We start from the raw sequence: 16,360 nt of genomic DNA on the forward strand, positions 1-16,360 counted from the left end.
CTGTTCCTTAGCCCTTCAGCGCGTCGAGCTCGTCGACATTGATGGTGGCGCGGTTGCGGAACAGCACGACCAGGATGGCCAGGCCGATCGCCGACTCGGCCGCGGCCACCGTCAGGATGAAGAACACGAAGACCTGGCCCGCCATATCGCCCAGGTAGTGCGAGAAGGCGACGAAGTTCAGGTTCACCGCCAAGAGCATCAGCTCGATCGCCATCAGCAGCACGATCAGGTTTTTGCGGTTCAGAAAGATGCCGATCACCGACAGCGCGAACAGCATCGCGCCCAAGGTCAGGAAATGGCCCAGGGTCAGAGTGGCGCCCATCACGCGGCTCCCTTGTTGTTGTCGGCGGCGGGCTCGACGGGCGGCAACTCCACCGTCGGCGCGATCTTCAGCACGCGCAGGCGGTCGGCCTTCTTGACCTTGACCTGCTGCGACGGGTCCTGGCTGCGCGAGTCCTTGCGCTGGCGCAGGGTCAAGGCGATCGCCGCGATGATGGCGACCAGCAGCAGCACGGCCGCGATCTGCAGCGGATACAGGTATTGCGTGTAGATCGCGATGCCAAGCAGCTTGCTATTGCCCAGCTGCGCGGCGGCCGGGCTCAGCTCGGGCGCCTGGCCGAGGCGGAAACCGCCCATCAGGATGGCGGCCATCTCCAGCGCGATGAAGGCGCCGACCAGACCGGCCAGCGGCAGATGCTTCCAGAAGCCCTGGCGCATGCCGTCGGTATTGATGTCCAGCATCATCACGACGAACAGGAACAGCACCATCACGGCGCCGATATAGACCAGCACCAGCGCGATGGCCAGGAACTCGGCCTTCAGGAGCATCCAGATGCAGGAGGCGTTGAAGAAGGCCAGGATCAGGAACAGCGCGGCATGCACGGTCGAGCGTGCGGTGATGACGCGGAAGGCCGCGCCGAGCAGCACGGCGGCAAAAACGTAGAACAGGGCGGTGGTGATATCCATGGATGTCCCGCAAGCGCAGCAAAGAAAGGCCCGGTGCAACCGGGCGTTTCCTCAGCGGTACTTGGCGTCGGCCTCCTTCTGGGCTGCGATCTCGTTCTCGTAGCGGTCGCCGACGGCCAGGAGCATGTCCTTGGTGAAGTACAGATCCCCGCGCTTTTCGCCGTGGTATTCGAAGATCGAGGTCTCGACGATCGAATCGACCGGGCAGCTTTCCTCGCAGAAGCCGCAGAAGATGCACTTGGTCAGATCGATGTCGTAGCGGGTCGTGCGACGGGAGCCGTCGTCGCGCACATCCGACTCGATCGTGATGGCCATGGCCGGGCAGACCGCCTCGCACAGCTTGCAGGCGATGCAGCGTTCCTCGCCGTTCTCGTAGCGGCGCAGCGCATGCAGGCCGCGGAAGCGCGGCGACAGCGGCGTCTTCTCCTCGGGGAACTGCACGGTGATGTTGCGCGACAGGAAATGCCGGCCGGTCAGGGCCATGCCCTTGAACAGCTCGGTGAGCATGAAGCTCTTGATGACGTCTTTGAACATTCTGGTGTTACTTCCAGATGTTGAACGGGGACTGGATCCACAGGCCGACGACGACCAGCCAGATCAGAGTCACGGGAATGAAGATCTTCCAGCCCAGACGCATGATCTGGTCGTAGCGGAAGCGCGGGAAGGTGGCGCGCACCCACAGGAAGCAGGTCACGACGACGAAGGTCTTCAGGCCTAGCCAGATCCAGCCGGGGATGAAGTCCAGGAAGGCAAAGGGGCTCAGCCAGCCGCCCAGGAACATCGTCACCGCCAGCACGGAGACGAGGATCATGTTGGCGTACTCGGCCAGGAAGAACATCGCGAAGGCCATGCCCGAGTACTCGATCATGTGGCCGGCGACGATTTCCGATTCGCCCTCGACCACGTCGAAGGGATGGCGGTTCGTTTCGGCCAGGCCCGAGATGAAGTAGATGAAGAAGATCGGCAGCAGCGGCAGCCAGTTCCAGGAGAACAGGCCCATGCCGTGCGATGCTGCCCAGCCCTTGCCCTGGCCCAGCACGATCTCGCTCATGTTCAGCGAGCCGGTGACCATCAGCACGATCACCAGGGCGAAGCCCATCGCGATCTCGTAGCTGACCATCTGCGCCGAGGCGCGCAGCGCGCCGAGGAAGGCGTACTTCGAGTTGGAGGCCCAGCCCGCGATGATCACGCCATAGACCTCGAGCGAGGTGATCGCCATCAGGAACAGCAGGCCGGCGTTGATGTTGGACAGCGCCGTCTCCGGGCCGAAGGGCACGACCGCCCAGGCGGCCAGCGCCGGCATGATGGTCATGATGGGGCCGAGGAAGAACAGGCCCTTGTTGGCCTTGGCCGGGACAATGATCTCCTTGAAGATCAGCTTCACCGCATCGGCGATCGGCGTCAGCAGGCCGTAGGGGCCGACGCGGTTCGGGCCCGGGCGGATCTGCGACCAGCCGATGGCCTTGCGCTCCCACAAGGTCAGGTAGGCGACGCAGACCATCAGCGGCGCGACCACCGCGACGATCTTGATCAGCGTCCAGATCAGCGGCCAGAAGCCGCCCAGATAGCTGGCGCCCGTTTGGTAGAGGGTGTCAATCATTGTTCTTGTCCTCGCCGCTTCAGGCCTTGGCCACCGTCAATGCGCCGAACATCGCGCCCAGGCTGGCCGTCTCGGCCAGACCGGCCGGCACCCGCACGACGTTGGCCGGCAGCTTGGCATCGAGCCGGGCCGGCAGCTCGGCCGCGCCGGCGCCGTCCTGGGTGATGCGCACGCGCGCGCCCTGCCCTTGCGCGTCCAGACCCAGCTGCGTCCACAGCTGCTGCGGCAGCGTCGCGTAGCGGGCGTTGCGCGCATCGGCGGTCAGCTGCAGCGAACCGGCATTGCGCACCAGCGCGTCGCTGGCATAGATCGGCACCTCGGCCAGGCGCTCGACGCCACCGGCGGCGGCCGTCAGCGTGACCGCGGCGCTGCTCGCGTTGTTCAGGCGCGCGCTCAGGTCGGTGTCGGCGCCCAGCGCCTCGCTGCGCACCTGCTCCGAGCTCTCCTGGCCGAAGCCGTCCAGCGCCAGCAGATTGCCCAGCACGCGCAGGATCTTCCAGCCCGGACGGGTCTCGGCCAGCGGACGGACGACGCCGACAAAGCTCTGCAGACGGCCCTCGGCATTGACGAAGGAGCCCGAGGTCTCGGTGAACGGAGCGGTCGGCAGCAGCACGTCGGCGTACTCGAGGCCGCTCTTGAACGGGCTCATCACGACGACCATCTCGGCCGCGGCCAGCGCCTTGGCGGCGGCGGCCGCATTGGCGCTGTCCAGCACCGGATCGGTGTTCAGCAGCAGCAGGCCTTTGAGGCCCGCGTCACCGAGCATCTGGCCGGCGTTCAGGCCGCCGTCCTGCGGCAGCGCGCCGACCAGTTGGGCGCCGACCGTGTTGGCAGCCTCGCTCAGATAGCCGACCGTGGCACCGGTCTGGCCGGCGATCCAGTTGGCCAGGCTCAGCAGCGCGCCGGCCTGCGGATGCTGCGCGGCGGCGTTGCCCAGCAGCAGCGCCTTCTTCTGGCCCGACAGCAGCGCGGCGGCGATCGCCTTGGCGGCGTCATCCGCCTCGGCGGGGACCGGCGCGGCGGCACCGGTCGTCGCGGCGATCGCGGCGGCCACGCCGGCCAGCGACTGCAGCCAGACGCTAGGCGCGGCGGTGATGCGCGCGGCGACGGGCATCAGCCAGTCGTCCTCGCTGGCGCCCAGGGCCAGGATTTGCGCGCCGCGGCGGGCGGCCTGGCGCAGGCGCTGCGCGAACAGCGGGTGATCCTTGCGCAGGAAGGAGCCGATCACGAAGGCGCGGTCCACTTCGGACAGCGCGGCGATCGAGCTGCCGAGCCACTGGGCCTGGCCGGCCGGCGCCACATTGGCGAAATCGGCGTGGCGCTGGCGGCTGTCGATGTTCTGGCTGCCCAGACCGCGCACCAGCTTGGCCAAGAGATGCAGTTCCTCGACCGTGCTGTGGCCGGTGGCCAGCGCGCCGATCTTGCCGGCGCCATGCTCGGCCTTGATCAGCTTCAGGCCATTGGCCACATATTCGAGCGCGGTGGTCCAGTCGACGGTCTTCCAGGCGCCGCCCTGCTTGATCATCGGTGCATGCAGGCGCTCGTCGCCGTTCAGCGACTCGTAGGAGAAGCGGTCGCGGTCGGCGATCCAGCACTCGTTGACCGCCTCGTTCTCCAGCGGCACGACGCGCATCACCTTGCTGCCCTTGACCTGGACGATCAGATTGGCGCCGGTGGAATCGTGCGGGGAGACGCTCTTGCGGCGCGACAGCTCCCAGGTGCGGGCGCTGTAGCGGAAGGGCTTGCTGGTCAGCGCACCGACCGGGCAGATGTCGATCATATTGCCCGACAGCTCGGAATCGACGGTGCGGCCGACGAAGGTCTGGATCTCGCTGTGCTCGCCGCGGTGGGCCATGCCCAGCTCCATCTGGCCGGCGATCTCCTGGCCGAAGCGGACGCAGCGGGTGCAGTGGATGCAGCGGCTCATCTCTTCCATCGAGATCAGCGGGCCGACGTTCTTGTGGAAGACCACGCGCTTCTCTTCCGAGTAGCGTGACTTTGAGCCGCCGTAGCCGACGGCCAGATCCTGCAGCTGGCACTCGCCGCCCTGATCGCAGATCGGGCAGTCCAGCGGGTGATTGATCAGCAGGAACTCCATCACGCCCTGCTGCGCCTTCAGCGCCTTGTCGCTCTTGGTGCGCACGATCATGCCCTGCGTCACCGGCGTCGCGCAGGCCGGCATCGGCTTGGGCGCCTTCTCGACGTCGACCAGGCACATGCGGCAGTTGGCGGCGATCGAGAGCTTCTTGTGATAGCAGAAATGCGGGATGTAGGTGCCGGCCTTTTCGGCGGCATGCATCACCATGCTGCCCTCCTGGACCGCGACCTTCTGTCCGTCGAGTTCGATTTCAACCATGTTTTGTTTCCCGCTCGCTCACGCCGCCTTGGCGCTCGCGGCCTCGATCATCTGCACGAACTCGTGCTTGAAGTTCTTGATCATTGCGCGCACCGGCATCGCCGCGGCATCGCCCAGCGCGCAGATCGTGCGGCCCTGGATGTTGTCGGCCACCGAGTTCAGCAGATCCAGGTCTTGTGCCCTGCCCTGGCCGTTGTAGATGCGCTCGATCACGCGGTGCATCCAGCCGGTGCCTTCGCGGCAGGGCGTGCACTGGCCGCAGCTCTCGTGGGCATAGAAGTAGGCCAGTCGCAGCAGGCTCTGCACCATGCAGCGCGAATCGTCCATCACGATGACGGCGCCCGAGCCCAGCATCGAGCCGGCCTTGGCGATGGAGTCATAGTCCATCGTGCAGTTCATCATGACCTCGGCGGTCAGCACCGGGGCAGAGGAGCCGCCCGGGATCACCGCCTTCAGCTGGCGGCCGGTGCGCACGCCACCGGCCAGTTCCAGCAGCTTCGCGAACGGCGTGCCCAGCGGCACCTCGTAGTTGCCGGGCTTGTTGACGTCGCCGCTGACCGAGAAGATCTTGGTGCCGCCGTTGTTCGGCTTGCCGATCTCCAGATAGGGCTGGCCACCGTTGCGGATGATCCAGGGCACCGCAGCGAAGGTCTCGGTGTTGTTGATCGTCGTCGGCTTGCCATACAGGCCGAAGCTGGCCGGGAACGGCGGCTTGAAGCGCGGCTGCCCCTTCTTGCCTTCCAGCGATTCCAGCAGCGCCGTTTCCTCGCCGCAGATATAGGCGCCGAAGCCGTGGTGCGCATGCAGCTGGAACGTGAAGCCCGAGCCGAGGATGTTGTCGCCCAGCAGGCCGGCGGCGCGCGCCTCTTCCAGGGCCGCCTCGAAGCGCTCGTAGACCTCGAAGATCTCGCCGTGGATGTAGTTGTAGCCGACCGTGATGCCCATCGCATACGCCGCGATCGCCATGCCTTCGATGACGATGTGCGGGTTGAACATCAGGATGTCGCGGTCCTTGCAGGTGCCGGGCTCGCCCTCGTCCGAATTGCAGACCAGGTACTTCTGGCCCGGGAACTGGCGCGGCATGAAGCTCCACTTCAGGCCGGTCGGGAAGCCGGCGCCGCCGCGGCCGCGCAGGCCCGAGGTCTTGACCTCGGCGATCACCTGGTCGGGCGTCAGCGGCGCGCCGTCGGCCGTGCCTTCGCCCTTGAGGATCTTGCGCAGCGCCTGATAGCCGCCGCGCGCCTCGTAGTCCTTCAGCGACCAGTTCTTGCCGTCCAGGCCGGCATAGATCTGGGCGCCCAGATGGCGATCATGGAAACAGGTTTCGACACCCGTCGATTGAAACTTGGAGAGATCCAGCATCGCTTCCACCGTCCCTCAGTTCTTGGCCGAGCTTTGAGCATGCGCCTGCAGCGTCGCGACGAGTTCGTCGAGGCGCTCGTTGCTCATGAAGCTGCACATCTGGCGGTCGTTGACCAGCAGCACCGGCGCGTCGGCGCAGGCGCCCTGGCACTCGCTCTTCTGCACGGTGATCAAGCCGTCGGCCGTCGTGCCGCCCTCGTCGACGCCGAGCTTGCCGCACAGATGCTCGAGCGCCTGCTGGCCGCCGCGCAACTGGCAGGGCAGGTTCGTGCAGACGTTCAGCTTGAAGCGGCCCAGCTGGCGCTGGTTGTACATGTTGTAGAAGGTCGTGACCTCGTAGACGGCAATCGCCGGCATGCCCAGATAGGCGGCGATCACGTCCTCGGCCGCGCGCGAGACATAGCCCTGCTCCTGCTGCACGATGGACAGGCAGGCCATCACGGCCGACTGCTTTTGCTCGGCCGGGTACTTCGCCACTTCGCGCGCAAAGCGCGCGGCGGTGGCCTCGCTCAAAAGGTATTGCTGCTGATCACTCATCGATCAATCTCACCGAAAACGATGTCCATCGTGCCGATCACGGCGACGGCGTCGGCAATCATGTGGCCCTTGGCCATCTCGTCCAGCGCTGCCAGATGCGCGAAGCCCGGCGCGCGGATCTTCAGGCGATAGGGCTTGTTGGCGCCGTCGCTGACGATGTAGATGCCGAACTCACCCTTCGGGTGCTCGACGCCGGCGTAGGCCTCGCCCTCGGGCACGCGGAAGCCCTCGGTGAACAGCTTGAAGTGGTGGATCAGCTCTTCCATGTTCGACTTCATGTCGACACGCGAAGGCGGCGCGACCTTGTGGTTGTCGGTGATGACGGGGCCGGGGTTCTTGCGCAGCCAGTCCACGCATTGCTGGATGATGCGGTTGCTCTGGCGCATCTCCTCGATCCGCACCACATAGCGGTCGTAGGTGTCACCCTCGGTGCCGACCGGCACGTCGAAGTCCATCTGCGCGTAGACGTCGTAGGGCTGCGTCTTGCGCAGGTCCCAGGCGATGCCCGAGCCGCGCAGCATCGGGCCGGTGAAGCCCATGTTCAGCGCGCGCTCCGGCGAGACGACGCCGATGCCGACCGTGCGCTGCTTCCAGATCCGGTTGTCGGTCAGCAGCGTCTCGTAGTCGTCGACATTCTTCGGGAAACGCTTGCAGAAGTCCTCGATGAAATCCAGCAGTGAACCCTGGCGGTTCTCGTTCAGGCGGTCGATTGCCTTCTGGTTCTTGATCTTGCTGACCTTGTACTGCGGCATGGTGTCCGGCAGGTCGCGGTAGACGCCGCCCGGACGGAAGTAGGCCGCGTGCATGCGCGCGCCCGACACCGCCTCGTACATATCGAACAGATCCTCGCGCTCGCGGAAGGCGTAGATCAGGATATTCATCGCGCCGCAGTCCAGACCATGCGCGCCCAGCCACAGCAGGTGGTTCAGCAGGCGGGTGATCTCGGCGAACATCACGCGGATGTACTGCGCGCGGATCGGCACCTCCAACCCCAGCATCTTCTCGATCGCCAGGCAGTAGGCATGCTCGTTGGACATCATCGACACATAGTCGAGGCGGTCCATATAGGGCAGCGACTGGATGAAGGTCTTGCTCTCGGCCAGCTTCTCGGTGGCGCGGTGCAGCAGGCCGATATGCGGATCGGCGCGCTGGATGACCTCGCCGTCCAGCTCCAGCACCAGGCGCAGCACGCCGTGGGCGGCCGGGTGCTGCGGGCCGAAGTTGAGGGTGTAGTTCTTGATCTCGGCCATGTTCAGATACCGCCGTAGTTCTCTTCGCGGATCACGCGCGGCGTGATCTCGCGCGGCTCGATCGACACCGGCTCGTAGACGACGCGCTTCTGCTCGGCGTCATAGCGCATCTCGACATGGCCGGAGGTCGGGAAGTCCTTGCGCATCGGGTGGCCGATGAAGCCGTAGTCGGTCAGGATGCGGCGCAGATCCTCGTGCCCTTCGAAGAGGATGCCGTAGAGGTCGAAGGCCTCGCGCTCGAACCAGTTGGCCGAGTTCCACACCGGCGTCAGCGCCGCCACCAGCGGCAGATCGTCGTCCGGGCAGAAGACCTTCAGGCGCAGGCGCCAGTTCTTGCTCACCGACAGCAGGTGCGAGACCACCGCGTAGCGCGGGCCTTCGTAGCCACCCATGCCGTAGTCGCTGTAGTCGACGCCGCAGAGGTCGATCAGCTGCTCGAATTTCAGCTCGGCGTGATCGCGCAGCGTCTTGGCCGCGGCCAGGTAGTCGCTCGCCTTGACGGTGATCGTGATCTCGCCCAGCTCGTGCTTGAGGTTCTGGATCTGCTCGCCCAGCGCGGCTTCGAGCGCCGTCTTGAGGGTGTCGAGTTTGCTACTCATCGGTGCTTGTCCCGTCCTCGTTTAGCGCGCGATCGTGTTTTCGCGGCGGATCTTGGCCTGCAGCTGCAAGATGCCGTACAGCAGCGCCTCGGCCGTCGGCGGGCAGCCGGGCACATAGACGTCGACCGGCACGATGCGATCGCAGCCGCGCACGACCGAGTAGCTGTAGTGGTAGTAGCCGCCGCCGTTCGCGCAGGATCCCATCGACAGCACCCAGCGCGGCTCGGCCATCTGGTCGTAGACCTTGCGCAGCGCCGGCGCCATCTTGTTGCACAGCGTGCCGGCGACGATCATCAGATCGCTCTGCCGCGGGCTGGGCCGGAACAGCATGCCGAAACGGTCGATGTCGTAACGGGCCGCGCCCGCATGCATCATCTCCACCGCGCAGCAGGCCAGACCGAAGGTCATCGGCCACAGCGAACCGGTCTTGGACCAGTTGATCAGCTTGTCGACCGAGGTGGTGACAAAGCCTTCCTTCAAAACGCCTTCGATACCCATGAGGTGTGCCTCAGCTTATTCCCAGTCCAGGGCGCCTTTTTTCCATTCGTAGGCGAAACCCACGACCAGAATGCCCAGGAAAATCATCATGGCCCAGAAACCCGCGGCGCCGATTTCCTTCAGCGAAAGCGCCCAGGGAAACAGGAAAGCGATTTCCAGGTCGAACAAAATAAACAGGATGGCGACGAGGTAGTAGCGCACATCGAATTTCATGCGCGCGTCTTCAAAAGCCTCGAAGCCGCATTCGTAGGGGGAATTCTTGGCCGCATCGGGCCGGTTCGGGCCGAGCAGGAAGCCGAGCACCTGAGGCGCCACACCGACGCCGACGCCGACCAGGATGAAGAGGATGACGGGCAGGTACTGATCCAGGCTCATGGTTGACGCTCTCAGCACCGTCCGCCGCGCCTCCGGGCGCAGGGACGGAAAATCAATAAACACATCGCGACGAGCCGCGCGCCGATGAAACGCGAGGCCGGCAAAAGCTACGGGCGCGCCGCCGACAACTGATTGCTGTCCACGGTTCGCGCCCGCCTTTCCCCTTGCAACAAAACCCCTTCGAGTATTTATCGCGACAGGTCGCTTCGACCAGTACTCTCGAGGCTCCAGCCTCGAAATCCTAACCGATGATCTGGTGCGGTCGGCGAGACTCGAACTCGCACAGCTTTCGCCACTACCCCCTCAAGATAGCGTGTCTACCAATTTCACCACGACCGCTCGTGTTTTCCGTCCGGATCCGCTTGAGGAATTGCTACCCCGGACAGCCTTGTATTCTATACCGAAAAATCTTCGCCTCTAAGTGAAGCGGCGGAGATTTTGTCTGCGCAGCGCACCGCAACAACAGTGCGCCGCACAGCAGCCGCCTCAGTTCGAAGCAGCGCCCGATGCGGCCGGCGCGACGCTGGCCGGCAGCACTGCGGCCGACGGCGCGACGGCACCCGGAATCGCTGCCGCGCCCGAGGCGGCGACGGCCGGCGGCGCGGCACGGTCCAGCACGCTCTCGGCAGCGGCAGCGCCGCCGCGATGGTTGGACAGATAGGCCAGCGCCAGCGTGCAGACGAAGAAGACGGTGGCGCAGACGGCCGTGCTGCGCGACAGGAAGTTGGCGCTGCCGGTGGCGCCGAACAAGCTGCCCGAGGCACCACTGCCGAAGGAAGCGCCCATATCGGCGCCCTTGCCGTGCTGGACCAGCACCAGGCCGATCATCACCAGCGCGCTCAGCAGCTGCAGAACAAGAACCAGATTAGCCAAGACTTGCATTCAAAAAACTCCAAAAAACCGTTGTCTCTTACATCGCCGCGCGGCAGATCGCGGCGAAATCGGCCGCCTTCAGCGCCGCGCCGCCGATCAGGCCGCCATCGATATCGGGCTGGCCGAACAGCTGGGCCGCGTTGTCGGGCTTGACGCTGCCGCCGTACAGGATGCGCATCGCGTCGGACTTCTGCGTCGCCGCATGCAGCTGCAGGCGCAACACCTGGTGCACCGCCTGCGCCTGCTCGGGCGTTGCGGTCAGACCGGTGCCGATCGCCCAGACCGGCTCGTAGGCCAGTACGATCTCGCCGATGCAATGCGTCAGCGTGTGGATCACCGCGGCCAGCTGGCGCTTGACGACCTCTTCGGTGCGGCCCGCCTCGCGCTCGGCCAGCGTCTCGCCGACGCAGACGATGGGCGTCACGCCATGCGCGAGCGCCGCCTTGGCCTTGTCGGCGACCAACTGATCGCTTTCATGGTGGTAGGCGCGGCGCTCCGAGTGGCCGACGATCGCGTAGCGGCAACCCAGATCGGCCAGCATCGCCGAGGAGACCTCGCCGGTGTAGGCCCCCTGCTCGTGCGCCGAGCAGTCCTGCGCGCCGAAGGCGACCTGCTGGCCGGTCAGGGCCAGCGCCGTCTCGGCGATATAGGGGAATGGCACGCAGACGGCGACGTCGGCGTTCCACGGCCCCGCTTCCTTCAGGCCGGCCAACAGGACCGCATTGGCAGCGCGGCTGCCATGCATCTTCCAGTTGCCAACGACCAATTTCTTGCGCATTGCTACGAACTCCATCTCACCAGCACAGCACGATCTTGCCGACATGCTCGCCCGATTCCATCAGGGCGTGCGCCTCGGCGGCTCGATCGGCCGGCAACTGGCGGTAAATGACCGGGGCGATCCGGCGTGACTCCAAGAGCGGCCACACCCGCTCACGCAGCGCGCGCGCGATGCCCGCCTTGAAGGCGACCGGCCGCGGGCGCAAGGTCGAACCGCTGATCGTCAGGCGCCGACGCAGCACCAGGCCGGCGTCGAACTTCGCCTCCAGCCCGCCCTGCACCGCGATGATGACCGCGCGACCGTCCTCGGCCAGGCACTGCACATTGCGCTCGACATAAGGACCGGCGACCATGTCCAGGATCACGTCGACGCCATGGCCGCCGGTGGCGGCCTTGACCTCGGCGACAAAGTCCTGCGCCCGGTAGTCGATCGCCAGATCGGCACCCAGTTGCAGGCAGGCTTCGGCCTTGGCCGCATTGCCAACCGTCACGATCACCTGGCGCGCATCGAAGGCCTTGGCCAACTGGATCGCCGTCACGCCGATGCCGCTGCTGCCGCCGTGGATCAGGATGGTCTCGGCCGGCTGCAGCCGCGCCCGCTCGAACACATTCGACCAAACGGTGAAGAAGGTCTCGGGCAGGCTGGCGGCCTCGGCCATGCTCCAGCCATTGGGCACCGGCAGGCATTGCTCGACCGGCGCCGTGCACAGCTCGGCATAGCCGCCACCCGCCACCAGCGCGCAGACCGCGTCACCGAGTTTCAGCCCGGCGGCGGCCAGCGCCGCGGCATCGCCGGCGACGATGCGGCCGGCCACCTCGAGCCCGGGCAGATCGCTGGCACCCGGCGGCGGCGGATAGGAGCCCTTGCGCTGCAACACGTCGGGGCGGTTGATGCCATAGGCCTCGACCGCGATCAGGCATTCACCGGCCCCGGCAACGGGGTCGGGTCGTGCCTCGACTTGCAGCACCTCGGGCCCGCCGGGGCGGGTGATCGCGATCGCCTTCATCGGTCGCGTGAACTCAGTCGCCGTGGCCTTCTTGGCCGGCGGCGGGCTGCTCGCGATCGATCAGCGCCTTCATCGACAGCTTGATGCGGCCCTTCTCGTCGGTCTCGAGCACCTTGACCTTGACGATCTGACCTTCCTGCAGGAAGTCGGTGACCTTCTCGACGCGCTGGTGGGCGATCTGGCTGATGTGCAGCAGACCGTCCTTGCCCGGCAGCAGATTGACCAGGGCACCGAAGTCCAGGATCTTGGTGATCGGGCCTTCGTAGACCTTGCCGATCTCGACCTCGGCCGTGATCTCCTCGATGCGCTTCTTGGCGTGGGCCGCCTTGTCCGCGTCGGTCGAGGCGATGGTGATCGTGCCGTCTTCGCCGATGTCGATCGTCGTGCCGGTCTCTTCGGTCAGCGCGCGGATCGTCGCGCCGCCCTTGCCGATCACGTCACGGATCTTCTCCGGGTTGATCTTCATCGTGTACAGGCGCGGGGCGAACTGGCTCACCTCGGTGTTGGCCGAGCCCATGGCCTCGACCATCTTGCCCAGGATGTGCAGACGCGCTTCCTTGGCTTGCGCCAGGGCGACCTGCATGATCTCCTTGGTGATGCCCTGGATCTTGATGTCCATCTGTAGGGCGGTGATGCCGGCGGTCGTGCCGGCCACCTTGAAGTCCATATCGCCCAGGTGGTCCTCGTCACCGAGGATGTCGGTCAGCACGGCGAAGCGGTTGGCGTCCTTGATCAGGCCCATGGCGATGCCGGCCACATGGGCCTTCATCGGTACGCCGGCGTCCATCAGCGCCAGGCAGCCGCCGCAGACCGAAGCCATCGACGAGGAGCCATTGCTCTCGGTGATCTCCGAGACCACGCGCATCGTGTACGGGAACTCTTCCTTGCTCGGCAGCACGGCGACCAGCGCGCGCTTGGCCAGGCGGCCGTGGCCGATCTCGCGGCGCTTCGGGCTGCCCACGCGACCCGTCTCGCCGGTGGCGAAGGGAGGCATGTTGTAGTGCAGCATGAAGCGGTCTTCGAACTCGCCGGCCAGCGCGTCGATGCGCTGGGCGTCGCGGTCGGTGCCCAGCGTGGCGACGACCAGGCCCTGGGTCTCGCCGCGGGTGAACAGCGCCGAACCGTGGGTGCGCGGCAGCACGCCGTTGCGGATCTCGATCGCGCGCACGGTGCGGGTGTCACGGCCGTCGATGCGCGGCTCGCCGGCCAGGATCTGGCCGCGCACGATGCGGGCTTCGATCTCGAACAGCAGGCCCTCGACCTCGACCTTGTCGAAGGCAATACCCTCGGCCGTCAGCGCGGCGAAGACATTGGCCGCGGCCGTGCGGCAGGCTTGCGTGCGCGCCTGCTTGGAGCGGATCTGGTAGGCCTCGCGCAGCGGGCCTTCGGCCAGCGCGTTGATCTTGGCGATGAAGGCCTCGTCCTTGGCCGGCGCCTTCCAGTCCCAGACCGGCTTACCGGCCTCGCGAACCAGCGCGTGGATCGCGTCGATGGCGATCTTGCCCTGCTCGTGGCCGTAGACGACCGCGCCCAGCATGATCTCTTCGCTGAGCTGCTCGGCCTCGGACTCGACCATCAGCACGGCGGCTTCGGTGCCGGCGACGACCAGGTCCATCTTGCTGTCGGCCAGCTGGGTCTTGCCCGGGTTCAGCACGTATTCGCCGTTGACATAGCCAACGCGGGCGGCGCCGATCGGGCCGTTGAACGGGATGCCGGAGACGGCCAGCGCGGCGCTGGTGGCGATCATGGCGGCGATATCGGCCTGCACCTCGGGGTTCAGCGACAGCACGTGGATGACGACCTGGACTTCATTGAAGAAGCCTTCCGGGAACAGCGGGCGGATCGGGCGGTCGATCAGGCGGCTGGTCAGCGTCTCCAGCTCGCTCGGGCGGCCTTCACGCTTGAAGAAGCTGCCGGGGATCTTGCCGGCGGCATAGGTCTTCTCGATGTAGTCGACGGTCAGCGGGAAGAAGTCCTGGCCGGCCTTGGCCTCGCTCTTGGCCACCACGGTGGCCAGCACCACGGTGTCTTCGATATTGACCAGCACGGCGCCGGTCGACTGGCGGGCGATCTCGCCGGTCTCCATCACGACTTGATGGCCCCCCCATTGGAAGCTCTTGGTGACTTTGTTGAACAAGCTCATTGCGTCTCTCCTTGTGGTTGGAAGGGAGCAGTCTGGGTTTGACGCAATGCCATTCCACCGATGCTGCAAGGCGCAGCATCCGTGGAATGACACAGCAGCGTCACGTCAGCCCAACTCCGGAAAAGTTAAATATCAAAAGACAAAGAGCCTGTGCTGGCGGGTATTCCAGACAGGCTCTTGTGTCCCAGCTCGCGAATTACTTGCGCAGGCCCAGCTTCTGGATCAGAGCGGTGTAACGCGCGGCGTCCTTGCGCTTCAGGTAGGCCAGCAGGCTCTTGCGCGAGTTGACCATCTTCAGCAGGCCGCGACGACCATGGTGGTCCTTCATATTGGCCTTGAAGTGCGGGGTCAGCGCGTTGATGCGGGCGGTCAGCAGGGCCACCTGGACTTCCGGCGAGCCGGTGTCATTGGCGCTGCGGGCGTTCGACTGAACGATTTCTGCTTTGTTGATCGACATGATGTCTTGCGTTCCGGTTGTCGGATTCCGCTGGAGCAACAGGCAAGCAAGCCCTGCGACGCACACAGACGGTTTCCGGGGTGATGACTTGCGGCTAGGAGTGAAACCGACCCCTACCGTGCTACTGCATTCCACCCTTCCCCGCCCTCTGAAAGGACCGCAAGAAGAGCAAAACCCAAGGATTATAGACCAAGAGCGGTCGCTTTCGCGAGCTTGCATCACAGGAGCGGGCAATTCAGTAGCGCTGCATCCGGCAATGATGTGGCTGCGCCGCCTGATTGGCGGCGACAAAGCGCAGGGTCCGGAAGCCGTAGCCCGAGCCCTCGTTGTCGAAACGCGCACCCGGCGTGCCGGCCTTCTTCATCACGCTGACATAGAGCGGCTGGATGAACTGGTGGTCGGCGGCCCGCATGACGCCCTGGTGCACGCCACCCAAGCTGCGGCCATCGTAGGTCAGGCCTTCCATCGCGCGCGCCACGGCGGTCGCCTCGTCCGACCGGGCCCGTTCGATCGCCGCCGCCAAAACCTCGACCATCGCCTGCATGCGGGCATGGACGTAGTCGTCCTCGGGTCGTGGAAAGCGCTCGCGGAAGGCGGCGTAGAAACGATCCGAACTGGCCGTGCCAACGTTGGGATGCCACTCGGCCACCGCCAGCACGCGGTCGATGCCGGCCTCACCCAACGCCGCCGGCACGCCCAGGCCGTTGCCGTAGAAGGTGTAGAAGCGCGCCTCCAGGCCGATGTCGCGCGCGGCCTTGATCAAGAGGGTCAGGTCGTTGCCCCAGTTGCCGGTCAGCACCGCCTGCGCGCCGCTGGCCTTGATCTTCGTGACGTAAGGCAGGAAATCCTTGACCCGGCCGACCGGGTGCAACTCGTCGCCGACGATGGCGATATCGGGCCGCTTGGCCGCGATCATCTCGCGGCCGCGCCGAAGCACATGCTGGCCGAAGCTGTAGTCCTGGCCGATCAGGTAGATCTTCTTGACGCCAGTGTCCTCGCGCAGCTGGTCGGTCAGCGCGGCCAGCCGCATGTCGGCATGGGCATCGAAGCGGAAATGCCAGAAGCTGCAGCGCTCGTTGGTCAAGGCCGGATCGACGGCCGAGTAGTTCAGCAGCAGGGCGCGGTGTTGCGGCTCGCGCTCGTTGTGCTTGTTGAGCGCCTCGATCAGCGCCGCCGCCGTCGCCGAGCTATTGCCTTGCAAGACGAAGCCTGCGCCCTGGTCGATCGCCGAGCGCAGCAGCGCCAGGCTTTCCTCGGCCCCGCCCTTGCTGTCGTAGCGAAGCAGTTGCAGCGGCCGCGCGCCGCCGGGCAAGGCGACGCCGCCGCGCGCATTGACCCGCTCGACCGCCCAGATCAGATTGCGGTAAACCGCTTCGCCGGCATTGCCGAAGGGGCCCGACAGGCCCTCGATCAGCGCCAGCTTGATCGGCTTGGCGGCGCGTGCCGGCGCCGTCGCCAGGCCCAGCGCGAACAGCAAAAGCGCAAGCAACTGGTGGCGCATGAGTTGATTCCAAGAGCGCTTCATCAGAATTTTTTCAGACCCTTGAAAGGGCTTTGGTC

At 65.7% G+C, this 16,360-nt stretch carries 17 protein-coding genes and 1 tRNA gene; all 18 read right to left on the bottom strand.

The window, feature by feature from the left end; translation table 11 throughout:
• Positions 1 to 7: 7 nt before the first annotated feature.
• The 18 genes from nuoK to QWJ38_RS15245 all read right to left on the bottom strand — a co-directional run bounded on the left by nuoK (position 8) and on the right by QWJ38_RS15245 (position 16,301).
• Complete coding sequence (nuoK, locus tag QWJ38_RS15160; RefSeq protein WP_290359951.1) at positions 8 to 322, bottom strand: NADH-quinone oxidoreductase subunit NuoK; 315 nt, start codon at positions 320 to 322, stop codon at positions 8 to 10.
• The gene (locus tag QWJ38_RS15165; RefSeq protein WP_290359952.1) at positions 322 to 966 is read right to left on the bottom strand and encodes an NADH-quinone oxidoreductase subunit J; all 645 of its coding nucleotides are present in this window, start codon (positions 964 to 966) and stop codon (positions 322 to 324) included. The genes nuoK and QWJ38_RS15165 overlap by 1 nt, the downstream gene beginning before the upstream one ends.
• A gap of 51 nt (positions 967 to 1,017) precedes the next feature.
• Positions 1,018 to 1,500 carry an NADH-quinone oxidoreductase subunit NuoI gene (gene nuoI, locus QWJ38_RS15170; RefSeq protein WP_290359953.1) on the bottom strand — a complete coding sequence of 161 codons (483 nt, stop codon included), beginning with the start codon at positions 1,498 to 1,500 and terminating at the stop codon, positions 1,018 to 1,020.
• Positions 1,501 to 1,507: 7 nt separating this feature from the next.
• Entirely contained in the window at positions 1,508 to 2,566 is a 1,059-nt protein-coding gene (gene nuoH / locus QWJ38_RS15175) for an NADH-quinone oxidoreductase subunit NuoH (RefSeq protein ID WP_290359954.1), read from the bottom strand.
• 19 nt (positions 2,567 to 2,585) lie between these two features.
• Entirely contained in the window at positions 2,586 to 4,922 is a 2,337-nt protein-coding gene (gene nuoG, locus QWJ38_RS15180; RefSeq protein WP_290359955.1) for an NADH-quinone oxidoreductase subunit NuoG, read from the bottom strand.
• Between the two features lie 18 nt (positions 4,923 to 4,940).
• The gene (nuoF, locus tag QWJ38_RS15185) at positions 4,941 to 6,284 is read right to left on the bottom strand and encodes an NADH-quinone oxidoreductase subunit NuoF (RefSeq protein WP_290360407.1); all 1,344 of its coding nucleotides are present in this window, start codon (positions 6,282 to 6,284) and stop codon (positions 4,941 to 4,943) included.
• Positions 6,285 to 6,299: 15 nt separating this feature from the next.
• Positions 6,300 to 6,821 carry an NADH-quinone oxidoreductase subunit NuoE family protein gene (locus QWJ38_RS15190; RefSeq protein WP_290359956.1) on the bottom strand — a complete coding sequence of 174 codons (522 nt, stop codon included), beginning with the start codon at positions 6,819 to 6,821 and terminating at the stop codon, positions 6,300 to 6,302.
• On the bottom strand, positions 6,818 to 8,071 hold the full coding sequence (locus QWJ38_RS15195) for an NADH-quinone oxidoreductase subunit D (RefSeq protein WP_290359957.1): 1,254 nt from the start codon (positions 8,069 to 8,071) through the stop codon (positions 6,818 to 6,820). Before QWJ38_RS15195 ends, QWJ38_RS15190 begins: the two co-directional genes overlap by 4 nt.
• A gap of 2 nt (positions 8,072 to 8,073) precedes the next feature.
• On the bottom strand, positions 8,074 to 8,670 hold the full coding sequence (locus QWJ38_RS15200) for an NADH-quinone oxidoreductase subunit C (RefSeq protein WP_290359958.1): 597 nt from the start codon (positions 8,668 to 8,670) through the stop codon (positions 8,074 to 8,076).
• 21 nt (positions 8,671 to 8,691) lie between these two features.
• Complete coding sequence (locus QWJ38_RS15205; RefSeq protein ID WP_046113908.1) at positions 8,692 to 9,168, bottom strand: NuoB/complex I 20 kDa subunit family protein; 477 nt, start codon at positions 9,166 to 9,168, stop codon at positions 8,692 to 8,694.
• A 15-nt stretch (positions 9,169 to 9,183) separates the two neighbouring features.
• Entirely contained in the window at positions 9,184 to 9,543 is a 360-nt protein-coding gene (locus tag QWJ38_RS15210; protein WP_290359959.1) for an NADH-quinone oxidoreductase subunit A, read from the bottom strand.
• Between the two features lie 254 nt (positions 9,544 to 9,797).
• Positions 9,798 to 9,882, bottom strand: a tRNA-Leu gene (locus tag QWJ38_RS15215).
• 147 nt (positions 9,883 to 10,029) lie between these two features.
• Positions 10,030 to 10,425, bottom strand: coding sequence for a preprotein translocase subunit SecG (secG, locus tag QWJ38_RS15220; protein WP_290359960.1), 396 nt, complete (start codon positions 10,423 to 10,425; stop codon positions 10,030 to 10,032).
• Between the two features lie 28 nt (positions 10,426 to 10,453).
• The gene (gene tpiA, locus QWJ38_RS15225) at positions 10,454 to 11,194 is read right to left on the bottom strand and encodes a triose-phosphate isomerase (RefSeq protein WP_290359961.1); all 741 of its coding nucleotides are present in this window, start codon (positions 11,192 to 11,194) and stop codon (positions 10,454 to 10,456) included.
• 16 nt (positions 11,195 to 11,210) lie between these two features.
• Positions 11,211 to 12,200: an NAD(P)H-quinone oxidoreductase gene (locus QWJ38_RS15230; protein ID WP_290359962.1), complete on the bottom strand. Its 990-nt coding sequence runs from the start codon at positions 12,198 to 12,200 to the stop codon at positions 11,211 to 11,213.
• 13 nt (positions 12,201 to 12,213) lie between these two features.
• On the bottom strand, positions 12,214 to 14,343 hold the full coding sequence (gene pnp, locus QWJ38_RS15235; RefSeq protein ID WP_290359963.1) for a polyribonucleotide nucleotidyltransferase: 2,130 nt from the start codon (positions 14,341 to 14,343) through the stop codon (positions 12,214 to 12,216).
• Positions 14,344 to 14,539: 196 nt separating this feature from the next.
• Complete coding sequence (gene rpsO / locus QWJ38_RS15240; protein WP_290359964.1) at positions 14,540 to 14,800, bottom strand: 30S ribosomal protein S15; 261 nt, start codon at positions 14,798 to 14,800, stop codon at positions 14,540 to 14,542.
• Between the two features lie 235 nt (positions 14,801 to 15,035).
• Positions 15,036 to 16,301, bottom strand: a complete 1,266-nt coding sequence (locus QWJ38_RS15245; protein ID WP_290359965.1) for a branched-chain amino acid ABC transporter substrate-binding protein — start codon at positions 16,299 to 16,301, stop codon at positions 15,036 to 15,038.
• Between the last annotated feature and the right edge of the window lie 59 nt (positions 16,302 to 16,360).

It is taken from the genome of Roseateles violae, from assembly GCF_030410485.1.
GTDB classification, from domain to species: domain Bacteria; phylum Pseudomonadota; class Gammaproteobacteria; order Burkholderiales; family Burkholderiaceae_C; genus Roseateles_D; species Roseateles_D violae.

Bases quoted from the DNA above. Each gene is read 5' to 3' on its own strand.
- nuoK (WP_290359951.1), bottom strand. From the start codon at position 322: ATGGGCGCCACTCTGACCCTGGGCCATTTCCTGACCTTGGGCGCGATG.
- QWJ38_RS15165 (WP_290359952.1), bottom strand. From the start codon at position 966: ATGGATATCACCACCGCCCTGTTCTACGTTTTTGCCGCCGTGCTGCTC.
- nuoI (WP_290359953.1), bottom strand. From the start codon at position 1,500: ATGTTCAAAGACGTCATCAAGAGCTTCATGCTCACCGAGCTGTTCAAG.
- nuoH (WP_290359954.1), bottom strand. From the start codon at position 2,566: ATGATTGACACCCTCTACCAAACGGGCGCCAGCTATCTGGGCGGCTTC.
- nuoG (WP_290359955.1), bottom strand. From the start codon at position 4,922: ATGGTTGAAATCGAACTCGACGGACAGAAGGTCGCGGTCCAGGAGGGC.
- nuoF (WP_290360407.1), bottom strand. From the start codon at position 6,284: ATGCTGGATCTCTCCAAGTTTCAATCGACGGGTGTCGAAACCTGTTTC.
- QWJ38_RS15190 (WP_290359956.1), bottom strand. From the start codon at position 6,821: ATGAGTGATCAGCAGCAATACCTTTTGAGCGAGGCCACCGCCGCGCGC.
- QWJ38_RS15195 (WP_290359957.1), bottom strand. From the start codon at position 8,071: ATGGCCGAGATCAAGAACTACACCCTCAACTTCGGCCCGCAGCACCCG.
- QWJ38_RS15200 (WP_290359958.1), bottom strand. From the start codon at position 8,670: ATGAGTAGCAAACTCGACACCCTCAAGACGGCGCTCGAAGCCGCGCTG.
- QWJ38_RS15205 (WP_046113908.1), bottom strand. From the start codon at position 9,168: ATGGGTATCGAAGGCGTTTTGAAGGAAGGCTTTGTCACCACCTCGGTC.
- QWJ38_RS15210 (WP_290359959.1), bottom strand. From the start codon at position 9,543: ATGAGCCTGGATCAGTACCTGCCCGTCATCCTCTTCATCCTGGTCGGC.
- secG (WP_290359960.1), bottom strand. From the start codon at position 10,425: ATGCAAGTCTTGGCTAATCTGGTTCTTGTTCTGCAGCTGCTGAGCGCG.
- tpiA (WP_290359961.1), bottom strand. From the start codon at position 11,194: ATGCGCAAGAAATTGGTCGTTGGCAACTGGAAGATGCATGGCAGCCGC.
- QWJ38_RS15230 (WP_290359962.1), bottom strand. From the start codon at position 12,200: ATGAAGGCGATCGCGATCACCCGCCCCGGCGGGCCCGAGGTGCTGCAA.
- pnp (WP_290359963.1), bottom strand. From the start codon at position 14,343: ATGAGCTTGTTCAACAAAGTCACCAAGAGCTTCCAATGGGGGGGCCAT.
- rpsO (WP_290359964.1), bottom strand. From the start codon at position 14,800: ATGTCGATCAACAAAGCAGAAATCGTTCAGTCGAACGCCCGCAGCGCC.
- QWJ38_RS15245 (WP_290359965.1), bottom strand. From the start codon at position 16,301: ATGCGCCACCAGTTGCTTGCGCTTTTGCTGTTCGCGCTGGGCCTGGCG.